General features: G+C 61.6%; 19 protein-coding genes. 4 read left to right on the top strand and 15 right to left on the bottom strand.

Annotated features, from left to right (window positions below; all coding sequences use genetic code 11):
* Nucleotides 1–54: 54 nt before the first annotated feature.
* The 10 genes from FJ934_RS23430 to rpoZ form a co-directional block, all read right to left on the bottom strand.
* Nucleotides 55–1209 carry a porin gene (locus tag FJ934_RS23430; protein ID WP_140612808.1) on the bottom strand — a complete coding sequence of 385 codons (1155 nt, stop codon included), beginning with the start codon at nucleotides 1207–1209 and terminating at the stop codon, nucleotides 55–57.
* Between the two features lie 683 nt (nucleotides 1210–1892).
* Nucleotides 1893–2813 carry a GTPase Era gene (era, locus tag FJ934_RS23425; RefSeq protein ID WP_140612807.1) on the bottom strand — a complete coding sequence of 307 codons (921 nt, stop codon included), beginning with the start codon at nucleotides 2811–2813 and terminating at the stop codon, nucleotides 1893–1895.
* Nucleotides 2810–3535: a ribonuclease III gene (rnc, locus tag FJ934_RS23420; RefSeq protein WP_140612806.1), complete on the bottom strand. Its 726-nt coding sequence runs from the start codon at nucleotides 3533–3535 to the stop codon at nucleotides 2810–2812. The genes era and rnc overlap by 4 nt, the downstream gene beginning before the upstream one ends.
* Nucleotides 3536–3539: 4 nt before the next feature.
* Nucleotides 3540–4289 carry a signal peptidase I gene (gene lepB, locus FJ934_RS23415; protein ID WP_140612805.1) on the bottom strand — a complete coding sequence of 250 codons (750 nt, stop codon included), beginning with the start codon at nucleotides 4287–4289 and terminating at the stop codon, nucleotides 3540–3542.
* A gap of 77 nt (nucleotides 4290–4366) precedes the next feature.
* Nucleotides 4367–4780, bottom strand: coding sequence for a holo-ACP synthase (gene acpS, locus FJ934_RS23410; RefSeq protein ID WP_140612804.1), 414 nt, complete (start codon nucleotides 4778–4780; stop codon nucleotides 4367–4369).
* Complete coding sequence (locus tag FJ934_RS23405; RefSeq protein WP_140612803.1) at nucleotides 4777–5376, bottom strand: DUF2062 domain-containing protein; 600 nt, start codon at nucleotides 5374–5376, stop codon at nucleotides 4777–4779. The genes acpS and FJ934_RS23405 overlap by 4 nt, the downstream gene beginning before the upstream one ends.
* 262 nt (nucleotides 5377–5638) lie before the next feature.
* A complete protein-coding gene (locus tag FJ934_RS23400) occupies nucleotides 5639–6019 on the bottom strand; it encodes a VOC family protein (protein ID WP_140612802.1) in 381 nt (126 codons plus the stop codon).
* A gap of 12 nt (nucleotides 6020–6031) precedes the next feature.
* A complete protein-coding gene (pyrE, locus tag FJ934_RS23395) occupies nucleotides 6032–6610 on the bottom strand; it encodes an orotate phosphoribosyltransferase (protein ID WP_140612801.1) in 579 nt (192 codons plus the stop codon).
* Between the two features lie 30 nt (nucleotides 6611–6640).
* Complete coding sequence (locus tag FJ934_RS23390; protein ID WP_140612800.1) at nucleotides 6641–8869, bottom strand: bifunctional (p)ppGpp synthetase/guanosine-3',5'-bis(diphosphate) 3'-pyrophosphohydrolase; 2229 nt, start codon at nucleotides 8867–8869, stop codon at nucleotides 6641–6643.
* 128 nt (nucleotides 8870–8997) lie between these two features.
* Nucleotides 8998–9399, bottom strand: a complete 402-nt coding sequence (gene rpoZ / locus FJ934_RS23385) for a DNA-directed RNA polymerase subunit omega (protein WP_140612799.1) — start codon at nucleotides 9397–9399, stop codon at nucleotides 8998–9000.
* 322 nt (nucleotides 9400–9721) lie between these two features.
* On the opposite strand from rpoZ, the gene FJ934_RS23380 reads away from it, so the two are divergent.
* Entirely contained in the window at nucleotides 9722–10303 is a 582-nt protein-coding gene (locus FJ934_RS23380) for an NYN domain-containing protein (RefSeq protein ID WP_140612798.1), read from the top strand.
* Between the two features lie 11 nt (nucleotides 10304–10314).
* Complete coding sequence (locus FJ934_RS23375; RefSeq protein ID WP_140612797.1) at nucleotides 10315–10971, top strand: uracil-DNA glycosylase; 657 nt, start codon at nucleotides 10315–10317, stop codon at nucleotides 10969–10971.
* Nucleotides 10972–11104: 133 nt separating this feature from the next.
* Here the strand turns inward: FJ934_RS23375 and FJ934_RS23365 are convergent, their stop codons facing one another.
* From FJ934_RS23365 to dapA, 3 genes are read right to left on the bottom strand one after another with little or no spacing between them, the layout of a single operon-like run.
* Entirely contained in the window at nucleotides 11105–11815 is a 711-nt protein-coding gene (locus FJ934_RS23365) for a GH25 family lysozyme (RefSeq protein ID WP_140612796.1), read from the bottom strand.
* A 15-nt stretch (nucleotides 11816–11830) separates the two neighbouring features.
* Entirely contained in the window at nucleotides 11831–12310 is a 480-nt protein-coding gene (gene smpB, locus FJ934_RS23360; protein ID WP_027053368.1) for an SsrA-binding protein SmpB, read from the bottom strand.
* A 25-nt stretch (nucleotides 12311–12335) separates the two neighbouring features.
* Complete coding sequence (dapA, locus tag FJ934_RS23355; protein ID WP_140612795.1) at nucleotides 12336–13217, bottom strand: 4-hydroxy-tetrahydrodipicolinate synthase; 882 nt, start codon at nucleotides 13215–13217, stop codon at nucleotides 12336–12338.
* Nucleotides 13218–13507: 290 nt separating this feature from the next.
* Between dapA and FJ934_RS23350 the strand changes: the two genes are divergently transcribed.
* Together FJ934_RS23350 and FJ934_RS23345 are read left to right on the top strand one after the other, a co-directional pair.
* A complete protein-coding gene (locus FJ934_RS23350) occupies nucleotides 13508–15538 on the top strand; it encodes a lytic transglycosylase domain-containing protein (RefSeq protein WP_140612794.1) in 2031 nt (676 codons plus the stop codon).
* 130 nt (nucleotides 15539–15668) lie between these two features.
* The gene (locus FJ934_RS23345) at nucleotides 15669–16559 is read left to right on the top strand and encodes an alpha/beta hydrolase (protein ID WP_140612793.1); all 891 of its coding nucleotides are present in this window, start codon (nucleotides 15669–15671) and stop codon (nucleotides 16557–16559) included.
* Between the two features lie 55 nt (nucleotides 16560–16614).
* Here the strand turns inward: FJ934_RS23345 and FJ934_RS23340 are convergent, their stop codons facing one another.
* Both FJ934_RS23340 and FJ934_RS23335 read right to left on the bottom strand, forming a co-directional pair.
* Nucleotides 16615–17685, bottom strand: a complete 1071-nt coding sequence (locus tag FJ934_RS23340; protein WP_181165738.1) for a site-specific integrase — start codon at nucleotides 17683–17685, stop codon at nucleotides 16615–16617.
* A gap of 241 nt (nucleotides 17686–17926) precedes the next feature.
* A partial coding sequence (locus FJ934_RS23335) for a porin (protein WP_140612792.1) occupies nucleotides 17927–18568 on the bottom strand: 642 nt, incomplete at its 5' end.

Here is an 18568-nt window from a genome sequence, read left to right as displayed (position 1 = left end):
AAAACAAAGCCGCCCGCAGCGAATGCTGCGGGCGGCTTCTGGCAGATTAATCGATCAGAACGAGCGCTGGAAGCGGAGAATGCCGCCGACGTTGCTCTTTTTGGTTGCGCCGGCCCATACGGAATTGGCCGGGGTGTCATCGCCGACGTTCTGGTAGTCGACTTCAGCCGTGACCGTAAAGCCCGGCACAACGGTATAGGCAATGTTGGCGGCGATGCCGAGGTTCTTCCAGTCGTCATAGGAGACCTGGGCGTTGAACGAAGTCTTGGCGTTGAACTTGTAGGTGCCGCCGCCCCAGACTGCCCAGTTGCCGCCCCACTGCTTGTAGAAGCCACGGCCATGTGCGTCGATGACGTTGTTGGCGTCGTCCGTGAGGTTGTCGTCGGTGCCGTAGCCGCCCATGACGAACAGCGACAGTTCCTTGGTGACGTTGACGTCCAAACGGACCTTGCCGGCCACTTCCTCGTAGTTGCTGTCATAGGCGACAACGCCGGTGATCGCACCCCAGTCGGCCTTGTACTTCAAGCCGCCGACGACATGCGGAACATAGCTGTCGATGGTCCCGACGGTGCCGGCGCCTTCTTCGAGCGAGACCATCGCCGAGATGCCGTTGCCTGCGTCGAAGTAGTATTGAACGACGTTGCTCTCCTGGCCGCCATAGGGAACGATCGTGTCCTGGATGACGTTGCCCGCATAGCCGATGAAGGTATCGAAAGCCGTATCGTCCTTACCGACGCGCAGACCGCCGAGCTGGATGTAGGCGAAACGCAGCGACAGCGACTTGTTACGGCCCTGCCAGTCGGTGCTTCCGTTGACATAGTCGCCGCTGCTGTTGCCATAGTTGAAGCGGGTCTCGGTGTAGGTCTTCAAGGTGCCGAGCTCGGTCTCCTGACCGGTCCAGGTCTTCAGCGTGAAGCGGGTGTTCTTGTAGTAGGTCGAATGAGTGCCGTCGCCCTGATGGTCCGGGACATGGTTGACCCCGTCGAACGTGCCGGCATCGCCGACGCCGATGTCATAGCGGACATAGCCGCCGATGCGCAGGCAGGTCTCGGTGCCCGGGATGTAGAAGTAGCCGGCGCCGTAGACGTCGCAGATCTTGACGTATTCGGCCGGTTCCGGTTCGGCGACGACGACGGCGTCCGCGGCACGTGCGCCGGAGACCGCGATCAGTGCCGCGGCTGAGCCGAGAAGGAGGCTCTTGATGTTCATTTTCTGACCTCTCCAGTCAAGTTAAAAAATTAGCTTCGGATTTGTGGAAGACGGATCAATTTCGCCTCACCCCCACAGCGAAAACGGCCCGCACCGCGACCCCTTTTCGATCGCGAACATACCCATCGATCTTCAGCCTTCAATGACAATTCCATAAATAGGCCGGATTCCTGCCACAGATTAAATCCGTGTTGCACAAATAACACTAATTCATGCGCCTTCATTTTCAATGCAGCACAAATGGCACACCGTCGCATTTGTGTAATAATCCCGCCTTATTTCGCGTCTAACTTTATTTTATTGACGTTTACCTTATATGTTTCAATTGGTGATTATACGCCACCTAAGTACATTAGGAAGTATTTGCTTCCCACTCTTGAATTGGTGAGAACGGGAGTCAACTCCATCTGCCGCGACGGAAGAAATCGCGCCGCCCCGGACGCCAGATCACTGACCGCATCGACGCGCTCCAAGGCAATCAGGACCGCGGCCAAGTGCCCCGCGAATCGGGGGAGGCTAGCGATATGCTCGTGCCGTGACGTTTCGCCTTCGATTCAACGATGGACGGACCAATGCGAGGCATGCCCCTTCCCCCCGGCACACCTATCGGCGGTGACACAGAAATGGGCAGCTGCAAAGGCGGCGCGCCAGTCTCGGCCGTCAGCGACGCGCCTTTTCATGCCCTAATGCGGAAACTCCAGCCCCATCTCGCGGTAGCGCTCGGGATCGTCGCCCCAGTTCTCGCGTACTTTCACGAACAGGAACAGGTGCACCTTCTGCTCGAGGATGCCCGAAATCTCCATGCGCGCCGCCTGGCCGATGGCGCGGATGGTCTCGCCCTTGTGGCCGAGCACGATCTTTTTCTGGCTGTCCCGCTCGACATAGATGACCTGCTCGATGCGCACCGAGCCATCCTTTTTCTCTTCCCATTTCTCGGTCTCGATGTGCGAGGAATAGGGCAACTCTTGATGCAGCCTGAGATAGAGTTTTTCACGGGTGATCTCGGCCGCCAGCTGGCGCATCGGCAGGTCCGAAATCTGGTCTTCCGGATAGTACCAGGGGCCGGCCGGCAGCGCCTGTGCCAGATAATCGAGCAGATCCTTGCAGCCGGAGCCGGTCAACGCCGAGACCATGAAGGTGCGCTGGAACGGCACCTTCTCGTTGGCTGCCGCGGACAGGGCGAGAAGCGCCTCTGGCTTCACCCGATCGACCTTGTTGAGGATCAGCGCCATCGGCTGGCGCACGTCCTTCAGCCGTTCGAGGATGGCTTCGGCATCGCCCCGGATGCCACGCTCGGCATCGATCAGCAACAGTACGATATCGGCATCCTTGGCACCGCCCCAGGCAGTCGTCACCATCGCCGTATCGAGGCGCCGCCTGGGCTTGAAGATGCCAGGCGTATCGACGAAGACGATCTGTGCATTGTCATGCGTGGCGATGCCGCGCACGATGGCGCGTGTCGTCTGCACCTTATGGGTGACGATCGACACCTTGGCGCCGACCAGTTGGTTGACCAGCGTCGACTTGCCAGCATTCGGTGCGCCGATCAGCGCGACGAAGCCGGAGTGCGTGGCGGGAGCAGCTGCGTTGTCTTCGGCGGTCATGCCGCGCTCCCTTCGTTGACCCAGACACCCTCACGAATCAGAAGAGCCGCGGCAGCGGCCTGCTCGGCCTCGCGCTTGGATCGGCCGGTGCCGGTTGCAGGCAGAAATGCGCCAACCCTTACGCTGATGGTGAACAGCGGATCGTGGTCCGGCCCTTCGCGGCTGTCGATCTGATAGGCAGGAACCGCGCTCGCCGCCTGGTGCGCCCATTCCTGCAATTCGGTCTTGGCGTCGCGGCGTGCCGCACCCGAGGCCTGCGAACGGGGCTGCCAGTATTTGTGGATGAAAGCACGCGCCGCCTCCAGCCCACCGTCCAGGTAGAGCACGGCGATCAGCGATTCCAGGGCGTCGGCCCGCAGATTGACGCGCTTGCGCCCTTCGAGCCCGCGCACATCCGATCCGGCACGGATCAGGTCCGGCAGCCCTATATCCTCCGCGATCTCGGAAAGCGCCTCGGCATTGACCAGCGCATTGAGGCGCAGCGACAGTTCGCCTTCCGCCGCGTCGGGAAACGCGGCCAGCAACATGTCGGCAACGACAAGGCCGAGAACCCGGTCACCGAGAAATTCGAAACGCTCATAATCGGAGCCGGCATTGGCGCCGCGTGCACTGGCATGGGTGAGCGCGCGCTGCAGACGCTGGCGGTCTGCAAAGGCATGGCCCGTATGTTCCACAAGCGCTTCGGCGAGCGCATCGGCGGTCAACCGCTTCGTTACCGCCATGACCCTAGTTGACAAAATGGAACAGGCGCGAAACGCGCATCAGCGACGGCCATTTCCAGATTTCGAGCGGGCTTGCCTTGCCGGCGATCGAGAAGAAGACAAGGTTGGCGCGGCCAACCAGGTTCTCGGCGGGAACATAGCCGACGGTGAACCGGCTGTCGGCGGAATTATCCCTGTTGTCGCCCATCATGAAATAGTGGCCGGGCGGCACGTCGAATTCGCGGGTGTTGTCGCCGATCGAGTTCGGCGACAGATCGAGCGTGTCGTATCTGACGCCGTTGGGCAATGTCTCGCGGTAGACGTCGATCGGATAATCCTTTTCCGTGATGTCGGGATTGTCGATCTGGCCGGTCTTCACGCGTGGCACGCCGACGCCGTTGATGAACAGCTGGCCATCCTTCATCTGGATCTTGTCGCCAGGCAAGCCGACCACGCGCTTGATGTAGTCAACGGACGGGTCCGGCGGGAACTTGAACACCACCACGTCGCCACGCTTGGGCTCGGAGCCCCAGATACGGCCCGAAAAGATGTCGGGCCCGAAAGGCAGCGAATAGCGCGAATAGCCGTAGGACCATTTGGTGACGAACAGATAGTCGCCTTCCAGAAGCGTCGGCCGCATCGATCCCGACGGGATCGAAAAGGGCTGAAACAAGAGCGTGCGGATAACGAGCGCGAGCAAGAGCGCCTGGACGATGACGCTGACGGTTTCGCCAAGCCCGCCGGATTTCTTCTGGGATTTTTCAGCCACGCTCATGTCGTCCTCGATTGTGCGTTGGATGTATAGAGTCTCGGCGTGCGCTGGGCAACGTCAATGCCGGTCGTCAAATGCAATCAATGTGGCGCTTGTTCGACGGGCAACGCCTCGATGATCACAAAGGCTTGAGCAAGCGGGAAATCGTCCGTGATCGTGAGGTGGATCGCTGCCCGATGCCCTCGGGGAAGGATTTTTTCCAGTCGCGCCAAGGCTCCGCCGGTCAGTGCCATCGTCGGCGCGCCGCTGGGCAGATTGACGACGCCCATGTCACGCCAGAAGACACCTTGCGCCAGACCAGTACCCAGCGCCTTGGCGCAAGCCTCCTTGGCGGCGAAGCGCTTGGCGTATGAGGCGGCGCGAGCACGCCGATTCTCCGAACGCGCCTGCTCGAGTTCGGTATAGATTCTCTGGATGAAACGCTGGCCGTGACGCTCCAGCGACTTCTCAATGCGCGTGATGTCGATCAGGTCACTGCCGATGCCAATGATCATCGCGCGGCGGAGCCGATGCTTTCCGTAGGATGGGACGACTGCTCACGACGGCTTGCGCGCTCGGCCAGCCGCTTGCGCCTTTGCGCACGGAAGACCTTCATGCCCCAGCGGGTGATACCGTAGAACACGAGACCGAACACCAGCCCGAGCGGCACCGCGCCGATCAGCATCGGCTCGAGCACCGGATGCCATAGTTTCGCGAAGGAAAGCGTGTGCAGCATCTCGCCCAGATGCGCCGGTGGACCATGTGTCGGCAGGCGATCATGCAGGATGAGTTTGCCGGTTTCCCAGGACGCACCCCAGAGCAGCGGAAAGGTCAGCGGATTGCCGAAGAAAACGGCACCGAGCGCCGCCGCCACCAGATTGCCGGCGATCACCCAACACAGAACGGCGGCAATGATGAAATGGAAGCCCACGGGAAAGAACGAAGCGAAGACACCAGCCGCGACCCCGGCCGCCACCGCGTGCGGCGTGGCCTTCAGCCTCAGGATGCGCTTGGAGAAATACTGCAGTGAACGCGAAAACGAACGGCGCGGCCATAGATATGTGCGCACCCGCTCGAGAAGGCCATCAGGCTTGCGGCGACGAAAAAGCACTCTTTCCTGTTCCCGATAACAACAACTCGTGTGCCGGCTGCTGCCAGCCGGGCTTCGATCGCCATATCTTGCGCCTTGCGGTCGCCGAAAGGCAATCGCGACTTTGATATAGCTATCCGCAACCCCGACAACAACCGAGGGCCACCTGCACAGCGGCCGCACCGCCATAATTTTTGGTAAGGTTCATCTCTCCAACACCGGACAATCACGGCGAATTTGAGAAGAAGCGTCGGCTTATTGTCGCAGCCGAGTGCTTGCGAAACTACCGAAGGTACTGGCTGACTTCCACAAGGTTGCCATCCGGATCACGGAAATAGACCGACATCATCGGGCCCCGCGCTCCGATCCGTTCGACCGGCCCAAGCTCCACCACCACACCTCTAGCCTCGAGGCTGGCGAGAAATTCGCTGAGCGGCCGATCGGTGACCAGGCAGAAATCGCCGGATCCAGGCGTCGGCAGCTTCGCCTTAGGCTCGAAGGTGCGACCGGCCTCGTGGACATTGATTTTCTGACGGCCAAAAGCCAGCGCCGTCGGCCGGCCCGGCGTATCAACGCGCTCAAAGCCCAGCACGCGCTGGTAGAAGGCACACGTCGCTTCGAGCGACGCCACCGTCAGCACGAAATGATCGATGCCGACGATCATTCGACCTCCCAGTCAGATGTTGCGGCTGCCGGGCTTGATTGCCGGTATGGCGGCAAGCTCCGGCGGCAGTCGGTCCGGCGGATAGGCCGGAACTTCATACTCGGCAAGCGCGATCAGCGGCACCCCGACATGGGTCTTGCCGGCCGAACGGTCGATGATGCAGGCGGCGGCCACCACCTCGGTGCCAAGTTCGCGCAGGCAATCGATGGTTTCGCGGATCGACAGGCCGGTGGTGACGATATCCTCGACTATGACGACACGGGCACCGCTCGCGATCTCGAAGCGCCGCAGGCGGAACTCGCCCCCTTCCCGCTCGACCCAGATCGCCGGCACGCCGAGATGGCGTGAGGTCTCGTAGGCCGGGATCAGGCCGCCGATCGCCGGACCCACGACATAGTCGATCTTGCCTGGCACCGCGGCGCGGATCTTCTCGGCCAGCGCCTTGCACAAGCGCTCGGTCTTGTCGGCGTGCATGAACACGCGCGCTTTCTGCAGGAAGACCGGACTGCGCAGGCCAGACGTCAGGATGAAATGCCCCTCCAGAACAGCGCCCGCCTCGCGGAAAATGCCCAGCACTTCTTCGGTATTCATCTGCGCCTATCCCCTCATAGATCAGCCGCGTCAGCCATTCACGCGCCGTGCATCGCTGACGCTCGAATTGTCCTTGAGCTGCGACAGCAGCCGGTTGAGATGCTTCAGATCCCAGACTTCGAGATCGATCAGCATTTCGGTAAAATCGGGCGCCGTGCGCACCATCGACAGCGTGTGGATGTTGGCGTCATTGGAGGCGACGACCTGGGCGATGTCGGCAAGAGACCCTGGCGCATTGATGGCTGTGACCGAGACACGCGCGGGAAAGCGCTCCTTGGTGCGTTCGTCGATATCCCAGCGCACGTCGATCCAGCGCTCCGGCTGGTCGTCGAAGGCCTGCAGGGCCGGCGACTGGATCGGATAAATGGTGATGCCGGTGCCCGGCTGGACGATACCGACGATACGATCCCCAGGCACCGCCCCTTCCGGCGCGAACCGAACCGGCAGGTCGCCGCGCACGCCGCGGATCGGCACGGCGCCATCGCGCGGCTGGTCCTTGTCCTTGCGCGCGGCGCGGCCGGGAATCTGGAACAGCATGCCGGCGGCATTGCGGATCTTCGACCAGCCTTCCTCGCGCTGCTTGGGTGCCGCCGGCGTGACGCGCTCGTCCTTGTAGTCGGGGAAGACCGCCTTCATCACATCCGTCGAGGCCAACTCGCCACGTCCCACCGAGGCCAGCACGTCCTCGATGTCCTTGCGCGCCAGCCGGTGCAGCACCGGCTTCAGGCTTTCCTTGGTGAAACTCTTGCCGGCCCGTTCGAAGGCGCGCTCCAGAATGCGCGCGCCGAGCCCGGAATACTGCTTGCGGATAGCGTTCTTGGTGGCGCGGCGGATGGCGGCCCGCGCTTTGCCGGTGACGACGACGGATTCCCACGCGGCCGGCGGCACCTGCGCCTTGGAGCGGATGATCTCGACCTCGTCGCCATTCTTCAGTTCCGTCATCAGCGGCATGATGCGGCCATTGACCTTGGCGCCGACGCAGGTGTCGCCGACGTCCGTATGCACCGCATAGGCGAAGTCGATGGGTGTGGCGCCACGCGGCAGCGCGATCAGCATGCCTTTCGGCGTGAAACAGAACACCTGGTCCTGGAACAGCTCGAGCTTGGTGTTTTCGAGAAAATCCTCGGGGTTGTCGCCTTCGGCGAGCTGCTCGATGGTGCGGCGCAACCAGGCGTAGGCGTTCGTCTCCTTCGAGATCGCATGGCCGGCCCCGTTCGTCTTGCCGCCGGTGTCCTTGTAGATCGAATGGGCGGCGACGCCGTATTCGGCGATCTTGTTCATCTCGCGCGTGCGGATCTGCAGCTCGACGCGCTGGCGCGAGGGGCCGACGATGGTGGTGTGGATCGAACGGTAGTCGTTCTGCTTCGGTGTCGAGATGTAGTCCTTGAAGCGGCCAGGCACCATCGACCATGTGGTGTGGATGGCGCCGAGAGCGCGATAGCAGTCCTCGACTGTATCGACGACGACACGGAAGCCGAAAATGTCGGACAACTGCTCGAAGGACAGGGCCTTGGCCTCCATCTTGCGGAACACCGACCAAGGCTTCTTCTGGCGGCTTTTGACGCCGGCCTTGATCGCGTGTTTTTCGAACAGACCCGAAAGCGCCTTCTCGATTTCGGACAGCACATCCTTGTTGCGCTCGAAGATTTCGGCCAGCCGGGCGGTGACGGCGCGATAGGCTTCCGGATTGATATAACGGAAGGCTATCTCCTCCAGCTCTTCACGCATGCCTTGCATGCCCATGCGGCCGGCAAGCGGCGCATAGATCTCCATCGTCTCCTCGGCAATGCGCAGGCGCTTGGCCTCCGGCATATGGTCGAGAGTGCGCATGTTGTGCAGACGGTCGGCGAGCTTGACCAGAAGCACGCGGACATCTTCCGAAATCGCCAGCAGAAGCTTGCGCAGGTTTTCCGCTTGCTCCGCCTTCTTCGACACGAGGTCGAGCTTCTTCAGCTTGGTCAGGCCCTCGACCAGCTTGCCCATTTCGGGGCCGAACAGCTCGTCGATCTCGGCCCGCGTCGCCGTGGTGTCCTCGATGGTATCGTGCAGCAGGGCGACCGCGATCGTCGCCTCGTCCATGTGCATTTCGGTGAGGATGGCGGCGACTTCGAGCGGATGCGAAAAATAGGGGTCGCCCGAAGCACGCTTCTGGTGGCCATGCTTTTGCATGGCATAGACATAGGCCTTGTTCAGCAATGCCTCGTTGACGTCAGGCTTGTAGCGCTGCACGCGCTCGACAAGCTCATACTGACGCATCATGGGCACAATCTCTCGGCGATGAAATGAATCATGCGCCGCACTGATGTACGGCGCATGTCATAGATAGCCACGAAACTGACGAGACGGAAGTGCCGGACGATTGTTCCAGCCGCTTCTGGAGAACTCTCTTAGTAGTCGTCGCTCTTTTCCGGCGGTACCAGACCTTCGATGCCGGCCAGCAGGTCTTCCTCGGTCATGCGATCGAAGGTGACGTTATCCTCGGCGTCGTCGGTCTCGGCAGCCGCAACAGCGCCGCCGGTCTGATCGGCGATTGCCTCGCCATCGGCTTCGGGTTCGTCGACCTCGACATGCTTCTGCAGCGAATGGATCAAGTCTTCCTTGAGATCGTCGGGCGACAGCGTCTCGTCGGCGATCTCGCGCAGCGCGATGACCGGGTTCTTGTCGTTGTCACGAGGAACGGTGATCTGCGCGCCCTGGCTGATCTGACGAGCGCGGTGGCCGGCAAGGAGCACCAGCTCGAAGCGGTTGTCGACCTTGTCGATGCAGTCTTCAACGGTTACGCGGGCCATGGATTGCCCCTTTCATGCCTGGATTTGATGGAAAACAGACGCGGTCCATAACCTGAACGCCGCCAAAATACAAGCATCATGGCATTGGCGGGACCATTGGGCGCTCAATCCTGTGTCCAGACACCGAATTTGGCGAAACCGGGCCGCTTCCATGTCCGGCTTCGCGATCACAATTGCTTGCAGTACGGCGACACGCCCTTGGATTGCCACCAAACTGGCGTTATTTCGGATGGTCAAGGTCAGCCGGTTTATTATGAGCCTGACCGACCGTCGCTACCGCATTTCGTTTAGACGGCCGCATTTTCGAAAAGGAATATTTTCCATGTTCGACCCCCGTGAAAAGATCGCCCTGTTCATCGACGGCGCCAATCTCTACGCCACATCGCGGGCGCTCGGCTTCGACATCGACTATCGCAAGCTGCTGTCGAGTTTCCAGAAGCGCGGCTACCTGCTGCGCGCCTATTATTACACCGCGCTGGTCGAGGATCAGGAATACTCATCGATCCGCCCCCTGATCGACTGGCTCGACTACAACGGCTTCAAGGTGGTGACCAAGCCGGCCAAGGAATTCACCGACTCCACCGGCCGCCGCAAGATCAAGGGCAATATGGACATCGAGCTCACCGTCGATGCGCTGGAACTTGCCGACGTCGTCGACCACTATGTCATCTTCTCCGGCGACGGCGACTTCCGCACGCTGGTCGAGGCGCTGCAGCGGCGTGGCCGCAAGGTGTCGATCGTCTCGACCATGGCCTCGCAACCGCCGATGATCTCTGATGATCTGCGCCGCCAGGCCGACCACTTCATCGACCTGACGACGCTGAAGAACGAAGTTGGCCGCGATCCGTCCGAACGGCCTGTAAGGCGGCCCGAACCGGCCGAAGTCGAAGAGGAAGACTATTGAGGCCGGTCGACTTGACCGCCCCTTCCATTTCCGAACCGAACCGCGACTGCCCGCTCTGCCCGCGGCTGCATGACTTCATTGCCGAATGGCGGCAGCTCGAACCGTCCTGGTTCAACGCGCCGGTGCCGACCTTCCTGCCGCCGGAAGGCGAGGATACCGTTCAACTTCTGATCGTCGGGCTGGCGCCCGGCCTGCGCGGTGCCAACAGAACCGGACGCCCCTTCACCGGCGACTATGCCGGCGACCTGCTCTATTCGACGCTGATCGCGCACGGTTTCGCTCGCGGCGAATTCAAGGCGAGGCCCGATGACGGGCTGGCGCTCGTCGGCACGGCGATCACCAATGCGGTACGCTGCGTGCCACCGGAGAACAAGCCGGTCGCCGCCGAGATCGCCACCTGCAGGACGTTCCTGGTGCCGACGATCGCTCGCTTTCCCAACCTGCGGGCCGTGCTGGCACTGGGTTCGATCGCGCACCAGTCGACGGTGCGGGCGCTGGGCGGGCGCGTCGCCGCCTATCCGTTCAAACATGGCGGGCAGCTGACGGCCGGCGGCGTTGCGCTGTTTTCGAGCTATCACTGCTCGCGTTACAACACCAATACCGGTGTCTTGACCGAAGACATGTTTGTCAGGGTCTTCGGCGAGATCGAGGCATTCCTGAAGAATTGAGACCACCGCATCCCCGACATCGGCTCACACCGGCAGCAAGGCGTCCGGTTTCACGTCGCCGATCGAGCCATAGGTATGTGTCTCCTTCACTGCTTCGACCGATCCGGATCGGATCCGTCTCGCCCGGCACGGCTCAATGCGCCGCCGCAAGCAGCGCCGCCAACTTCTCCTGCCCGCCTTGAAGAACGTTCAGGTCAACGTCACCCTCAATACCATCCACCCGCCCCCTGTTGTGATACTGCCAATAGACCCAGTCGTCACGATCCGGCTTCACAAGCAGCGAGCGAAGCCAGAGCGGGCGAGCGGCGATCTGCCCGGCATAGGCGGCCTCCGCCTCATCCGTCAGATAGACGATCGCCGGTTTGCCGAATGCCGCCTCGACAGGTTCGAGGAAGGCCTGGAGTTCGGCATTCAACTGTCCGGCCGACGGACGCTGCGGACAGTTGCCGCCGAACTCGATGTCGACGACCGGCGGCAGCATGGGCTGATCGTGCGGCACGACCGAGATGAAATTCTTCGCCTGGTCGGCGCCGGGCCGGCAGAAGGTGAAGAAGTGATAGGCACCCACGGCAAGCCCGGCGGCGCGGGCCTCCCGCAGATTGGCGGCAAAGGCTTTGTCGACATGATCGCCGCCCTCGGTCGCCTTGATAATGGCGAAGGCGACATCATCGGCGGCAACGCGCCGCCAGTCGATCTGGCCCTGATGATGGGAAACGTCGATGCCTCTGACCGGATATTTGCCGCGATCCGGGGAGAACGCCCTGAAATAGAAATAGCCGCTCGCGGCGACCAAGCACACCAAAACCAGGGTGGCCAAACTCAGCAGGACAATCCGGCTCTTCAAGCGAATAGCCCCAGCCTAACCTCGTTCCTTCAAGAGCCTGCCCTTCTCACGCGACCAGTCGCGCTGCTTTTCGGTCTCGCGCTTGTCGTGCAGTTTCTTGCCGCGGCCGACGGCGAGCAGGAGCTTGGCGCGGCCCTGATCGTTGAAATAGATTTTTAGCGGCACCAGGGTCATGCCTTCGCGGTCGACGCTCTGCGAGAGTTTCGCCATCTCACGCTTGTTGAGCAGGAGCTTGCGGCGGCGGCGCGGCTCGTGGTTGAAGCGATTGGCCTGCAGGTACTCCGGCAGATAGGAATTGATCAGCCAGATCTCGCCGCCCTCGACCGAAGCGTAGCTTTCCTGGATGTTGGCCTGGCCCTGGCGCAGAGACTTGACCTCGGTGCCGGTCAACACCAAGCCTGCCTCGATCGTGTCGAGAACCTCATAGGAAAAACGCGCCTTGCGGTTTTCGGCAACGGTCTTGTTGTTGGGATCGGCTTTTCTGACTTGATTCATAATGCGGAGAGGTGGCGCCTCATCCCTAATTTATCAAGCCGGCATGCTTCATGGCCGCATCGATCTTTTCGGCCGTCGACGGCTCGACCGTCACCAGCGGCGAGCGCAGCACATTCTCGACTTTGCCCAGCTTCGATAGCGCGTATTTGGCGCCGGAAACGCCAGGTTCGATGAAGATCGCCTTGTGCAGCGGCAAGAGACGATCCTGCAGTTCGAGCGCCTTCACACTGTCGCCTGACAGCGTTGCCTCCTGAAATTCGGCGCAGAGCCGCGGCGCGACATTCGAGGTCACCGAGATGCAGCCGACACCGCCATGCGCGTTGAAGCCGAGGGCCGAAGCATCCTCGCCGGAAAGCTGGATGAAATCCTTGCCGCAGGTCAAACGCTGCTCGGACACGCGCTCGACCTTGCCGGTCGCATCCTTGACGCCGACGATGTTCTTGAAGTCGTGCGCCAGCCGGCCCATCGTCTCCGGCGTCATGTCGATCACCGAGCGCGGCGGGATGTTGTAGATGATGATTGGCAGCTTGGTTGCCCTGGCGACGGCGGCGAAATGCTCGTAGAGGCCGCGCTGCGTCGGCTTGTTGTAGTAGGGCGTGACGACCAGGGCGGCATCGGCGCCGGCCTTTTCGGCATATTGGGCGAGCCCAACGGCTTCCTCGGTGTTGTTGGAGCCAGCGCCGGCAACCACCGGCGCGCGGCCCTTGGCCGCCTCGATGCAGACCTTCACGACATGGCGATGCTCGTCATGCGACAGCGTCGGCGACTCGCCGGTAGTCCCAACGGGAACCAGGCCCCTGGTGCCCTCATCGAGCTGCCAGGCAACGAACGCGCGAAAGGCTTTCTCGTCGAAACGCCCGCTCTTTTCGAACGGTGTCACGAGCGCGGTAAGCGAGCCTCTCAGCATGTCGTCCAACTCCTTGGGACTGTTGTCTATGCATGTCGTTGTCCCAAAACCGGTATTCCACTTTCGGGCGACATGCGTCGGTGCTTTGTCGTGCGCGCCTTCTAACCGAAAGCGAAGCCGCGCACCATAGTCTCGACATGGTTGCGCGGCAAGCATTGCCGTGGTGCCAGCAAGCGCAATTCGAACGGCCTTGATAACCTTTTGTTTACGGGCTCTTCACGACCTAAGTTTAGGCTTCGAGACATCTCGGCCTGCTGTTACAATGCCAGGATTAGGAAAGACGTAAGACCATGCCGGCCAATCGGCCTCACCTCTTCGCGCTGCTTGGCGCCATCGCCGTGCTGGTGCCCGGCGTGGCGATCAGCGGCAGCGTCGATGTGCGGGTCACTTCGGCGATCCCCATGCCAAGCCCGCAAGGCAAGACGCAACAGGATTCCTCCCCCAGCGTCGCCATGTTGAAGAACGGGCTGGACGCACTGGCGGCAGGCGATATTTCCGGCGCTCGCGGTGTGCGCGACGCGCTTCCCACGCAATCGCTCGACCAGCACATCCTGGCCTGGGCGATCGCGCTTTACGGCGGCGACAAGGTTCCGAGCGGCGATATCGCCGCGGCCGCGAAAATGCTGCCCAACTGGCCAGGTACCGTCGCCTTGCGCAAGAATAGCGAGCGCGCGCTCTACCGCGAGAACCCCGCTCCCAACATCGTCATTGCGGCGTTCGATGGCAGCCAGCCGCAGACATTCGAAGGCGTGATGGTTCTCGCCCGCGCCTATGTGGCAACGGGCAACGCCAAGGCTGCGCGCTCGGTGCTGTCGCCGTTCTGGCGCACCGCGATCCTGGAGGCCAAGGACGAGACGGCGCTGATCAAGGAATTCGGCGGTCTGATCCCTGCCGCCGATCATCGTTTTCGCATGGAGCGCATGTTCTATGCCGACCGGGTGAATTCCGCCCTGGGTATCGCCGGCCCCGCTGGCGCCCGGCAGCTTGCCGACGCCTGGGCGGCGGCCGACAGAGGCGACAAGAATGCGCTGAAACTGCTGAACGCAGTGCCGGCGGCGCAGCGTTCGGCCGGCTATTTCTTCGCGCAGGCTGAATATTTGCGCAAGCAGGAGGATTTTGCCGGCGCAGCCGCCGTTGTGATGAAGGCGCCGACGGACCGCGAGGCTCTTGTTGACCCGGACGCCTGGTGGGTCGAGCGCCGGGTGCTGTCGCGCGAACTGGTCGACCAAGGCGACATGAAGACGGCTTACCGGATCGTCACCACGCATGCCGCCGAAAGTGCCGCCAATGCCGCGGAAGCCGAATTCCATGCCGGCTGGTACGCGCTACGCGGCCTGAACGATCCCAAGCTTGCCGCAACGCATTTCGCGCGCATCGCCGATCTTGCGCAAGGGCCGATGACACTGTCGCGCGCCTATTACTGGCTCGGCCGCGCGGCGGAAGTGGGCGGGCCCGGCAATGCCAAGGATTATTTCGGGCGTGCGGCTGCGTATGGCACCACTTTTTACGGCCAGCTGGCCGCTGAACGGGTCGGCCGGCAGGCGCTCGACATAGTCTATCCCCAACCAAGCGCTGCCGACCGGCAGAACTTTGCCGGCCGCGAGGCCGTCAGCGCCATCAAACGGCTGCAGGAGGCGGGCTATGACCGCTATGCCGAAACGCTCTATCGCGACCTCGCCGGGCAGCTGACGAGCCCCGGCGAACTGGCGCTGCTCGCCGTCCTCGCGGAGAAGCAGGGCAACCATTTCATGGCCCTGAAGGTCGGCAAGATCGCCGGCGCGCGCGGCATCGATGTCGGCGCCCTGTCGCATCCCCTCGGCGTCATCCCTGATTCGGCCAACATTTCCGGCTCCGGCAAGGCGCTGGCCTATGCGATCGCCCGGCAAGAGAGCGAATTCAACGTCGGCGCCGTATCGAGTGCCGGCGCGCGCGGGCTGCTGCAGCTGATGCCGGGAACCGCCAAACAATTGGCGAAGAAGGCCGGATTGCAGTTCTCGCAGGCACGGCTGACCACCGATGCCGGCTACAATGCGACGCTTGGCTCGGCCTTTCTGGGCGAGCAGCTCGATCGTTTCAACGGTTCCTATGTGCTGACTTTCGCCGGCTACAATGCCGGCCCCAACAGGGCCAGCCAATGGATGGCGAAGTACGGTGATCCGCGCGGCAGGGACATCGATGCGGTAGTGGACTGGATCGAGCGAATTCCCTACACGGAAACAAGAAGTTACGTGCAGCGCGTGATGGAGAACTACGAAGTCTACAAGATGCGTATTTCCGGCAAATACGATATCGTCGGCGACCTCGTGAACGGACGAAGCTGACCGACACCAAGAATAAGAGTTTTGCTGACGATCTTCCCTGATGACCGGTAGCCAGGTCTCCCGTTTGACCGCATCCACCCTCCCCTGTAGCAATCGGAACTAATGTTGCTGCAGGAAAGTGCGTGCCCAGATGCCGAATCTCAAAGGCTTCTCCGACTTCTTCTACGCCGCGTCTGATGGGCTGAGACTTCATGCCCGCGTCTATGGCGAAGCGAATTCCGGACACTGGCCGGTCATCTGCCTGCCTGGCCTGACCCGCAACGCCCGGGATTTTCACGAGCTGGCGCTGCGCCTTTCGGCGGGATCCAATCCGCGCAGGGTGGTCGCCTTCGACTATCGCGGACGCGGGCAGTCAGCCTACGATCCCGACGTCAGTCACTATCATGTCGGCGTCGAGACCGGCGACATTCTTGGCGGGCTGGCGGCACTCGGCATCGAGGCGGCGGCCTTTATCGGCACTTCGCGCGGCGGGCTGATCATTCATGTGCTCGGCGCAGCGCGGCCGGGCGTGCTGAAAGCCATTGTTCTCAACGACATCGGGCCGGTGATCGAGCCCGCCGGTCTCGCCCACATCCAGTCCTACCTAGAACGCGCGCCGAAGCCGAAAACTTTCACGGAGGCCATGGAGGCCCAGCGCAGCGTTCACGGCAAGGATTTCCCCATTCTCACCGACGCCGACTGGACGCGGATGGTGAGGGCGCTCTACCGGGCGACGGATCAAGGCCTGTTGCCGGATTTCGACCCGAAGCTCGTCGACACGGTTGCCGGTCTCGACCTGTCGCAGCCGCTGCCGGCCCTGTGGCCGCAATTCGACGCGTTGGCGGCCATTCCCTTGCTCGCCATACGCGGTGCCAATTCGAGATTGCTCTCCGCGGATGCGCTGCAACAGATGCAAGAGCGCCATCCGGCGATGGAAACGATTACGGTCGAGGGCCAGGGGCACGCCCCTTTCCTTGAAACCGGCAGCCTGCCCGACACTATAGCTGCGTTTCTCGGTCGCGCGGAAAGACGGGGGGCCTGATGCAAAAAGCCCGGGATCAATCCTGGTCCCAGGCTTTCTGTCCATTCGGCCGGTTTTACCGGGATTTCGAACTTCTTTGTGCCGCCTTGGGTGTAGATTTCTCTTCCCCCGGCTCGTTCTTCTTGTTCTGCTTAGGTGCCTTGTCAGGTGTCTTGGCGGGAGCTGCCGGGACGACCAAATCGCTATCGGCACCGCTGCTCCGAGGCGTTTCGAGCACGGTGACGCAACCATCGAGATCATTGGTGGCCAGGTGCGCGTAGCGCATGGTCATCGACAGCGTCTGGTGGCCGAGCCACATCTGGACGCGCCTGATGTCTATGCCGCCCTGGACAAGACGCGAGGCGCAAGTGTGGCGCAAGATATGCGGCACGACCTGGTCGTCAGCACCAAGGCCCACTTCGGCTTTCGCCTCGTTCCAGATTGCACGGTACTGGGCCTGGCTCAATTTGGTGAACGGGCCTTTGGGCCGGCGCCCCTCGGTCGGGGGCAGCTTGATGACTTCCTTGACCCGCTCGGTCATCGGAATGGTGCGGCTACGGCCGGACTTGGTGATCCAGAAACTGACCCGATGTTCCTGGATGTCGTTCCAGATCAGCCCGAGCGCCTCGCCAAGACGGCATCCGCTGTCGACCAGGAAAACGGAAAGCCGGTAAGCGTCTTCGCTGCGGCTCCTGGTGGCAGCAAACAGCCTCGCCTCTTCGTCTCTTTCAAGGAAGCGAATCCGTCCCGCCCGCTCCTTCTGGCGGCGGAACTCGGGCAGGCTGTGGATGTCTCCCATCTTGTAGGCCTTGCGCAGCAGTTTGCTAAGGGCAGCCATCTTTCGATTGATGGTTGCGTTGCTGTTGCCGCGCTGGCGCAAGGTGCCGATAAGGTTATCTAGGGTACTCTGGTCAAAGGCGCTGAAACGCTCCCCAAGGAGGAGCTCATCTATTTCGCCGATGAAAGAGCTGACATTATATTTATGCCGCCCATCATCCCACAATATGTCTCGATACGCCGAAAAAAGCTCTCCGACCCGATACGACTTTACTTCTCTGATCTCGTTGTAGGTGTATTTGATCTTCGAAGAAGAGAACGCCGTAAAATAGTCAGAGGGCACACCCTCTTGAATCGCTTCGTTGGTCATTATTGTCCACACCCCCGAGTGGATAGATCAGCCCTATCCGCTTGGAAGCGTCCTTTCAAGAGATTAAATCACGCGGTCGTGATCTCATCCGCCCATCTGCGGATCCCACGAAATCGTCCCGCGGATTAGTTCAGCTATCGATTCCCCCTGTTCCTTGCGTTTGCGTTGACCCAGTCACGAAACAAAAACAGCCCGGGCGTTTGTGCGCCCGGGCTGGATTTCACCTGTAAGGAACCAGCCCTTAGAAGGAGCGCTGGAAGCGGAGGATGCCGCCGACGCTGTTCTTCTTGGTGGCGCCGGTCCAGTTGGAGTTGTCCGGCTGACCGAACCTGCCGTCATGGAGGTAGTCAACTTCGCCAGTGACCTTCAGGCCGGGAACAACCTCATAGGCAACGTTAGCCGCAACGCCGTAGTTCTTAAACTGATCACCCGACACCTGGAGGTTGAGCGCAGTCTTCTCGTTGACCTTGTAGGTGCCGCCAGCCCAGAACGCCCAGTGGCCGCCCCACTGCTTGTAGAAGCCGCGATCATAACCCGAGTCGGTCAGGTGGCTGTCGGTACCGTAGCCGCCGATGACAAACAGCGACAGTGCGCTGGACACGTTTACGTCCAAGCGAACCTTGCCGGCGAACTCGTCGTAGTTGCTGTCGTAAGAAGCGACGCCGCTGATGCCACCCCAGCCCTGCGTCCACTTCACGCCGCCGACGACATGCGGAACGTAACTGTCGATCGTGCCGACAGCTTCCAAGCCTGAGCCGTCACCAGCACCTTCTTCGAGAGAGACCACGGCCGAGAAGCCGTTGCCTGCGTCGAAGTAATACTGGACGACATTGGTGTCGAAGTCGCCATAGGGAACGAGCGTGTCGTTGATGACGTCGCCGGC

This window comes from Mesorhizobium sp. B2-4-12 (genome assembly GCF_006441575.1).
GTDB lineage: Bacteria > Pseudomonadota > Alphaproteobacteria > Rhizobiales > Rhizobiaceae > Mesorhizobium.
This window is presented reverse-complemented; position numbering and strand designations above follow the sequence as displayed.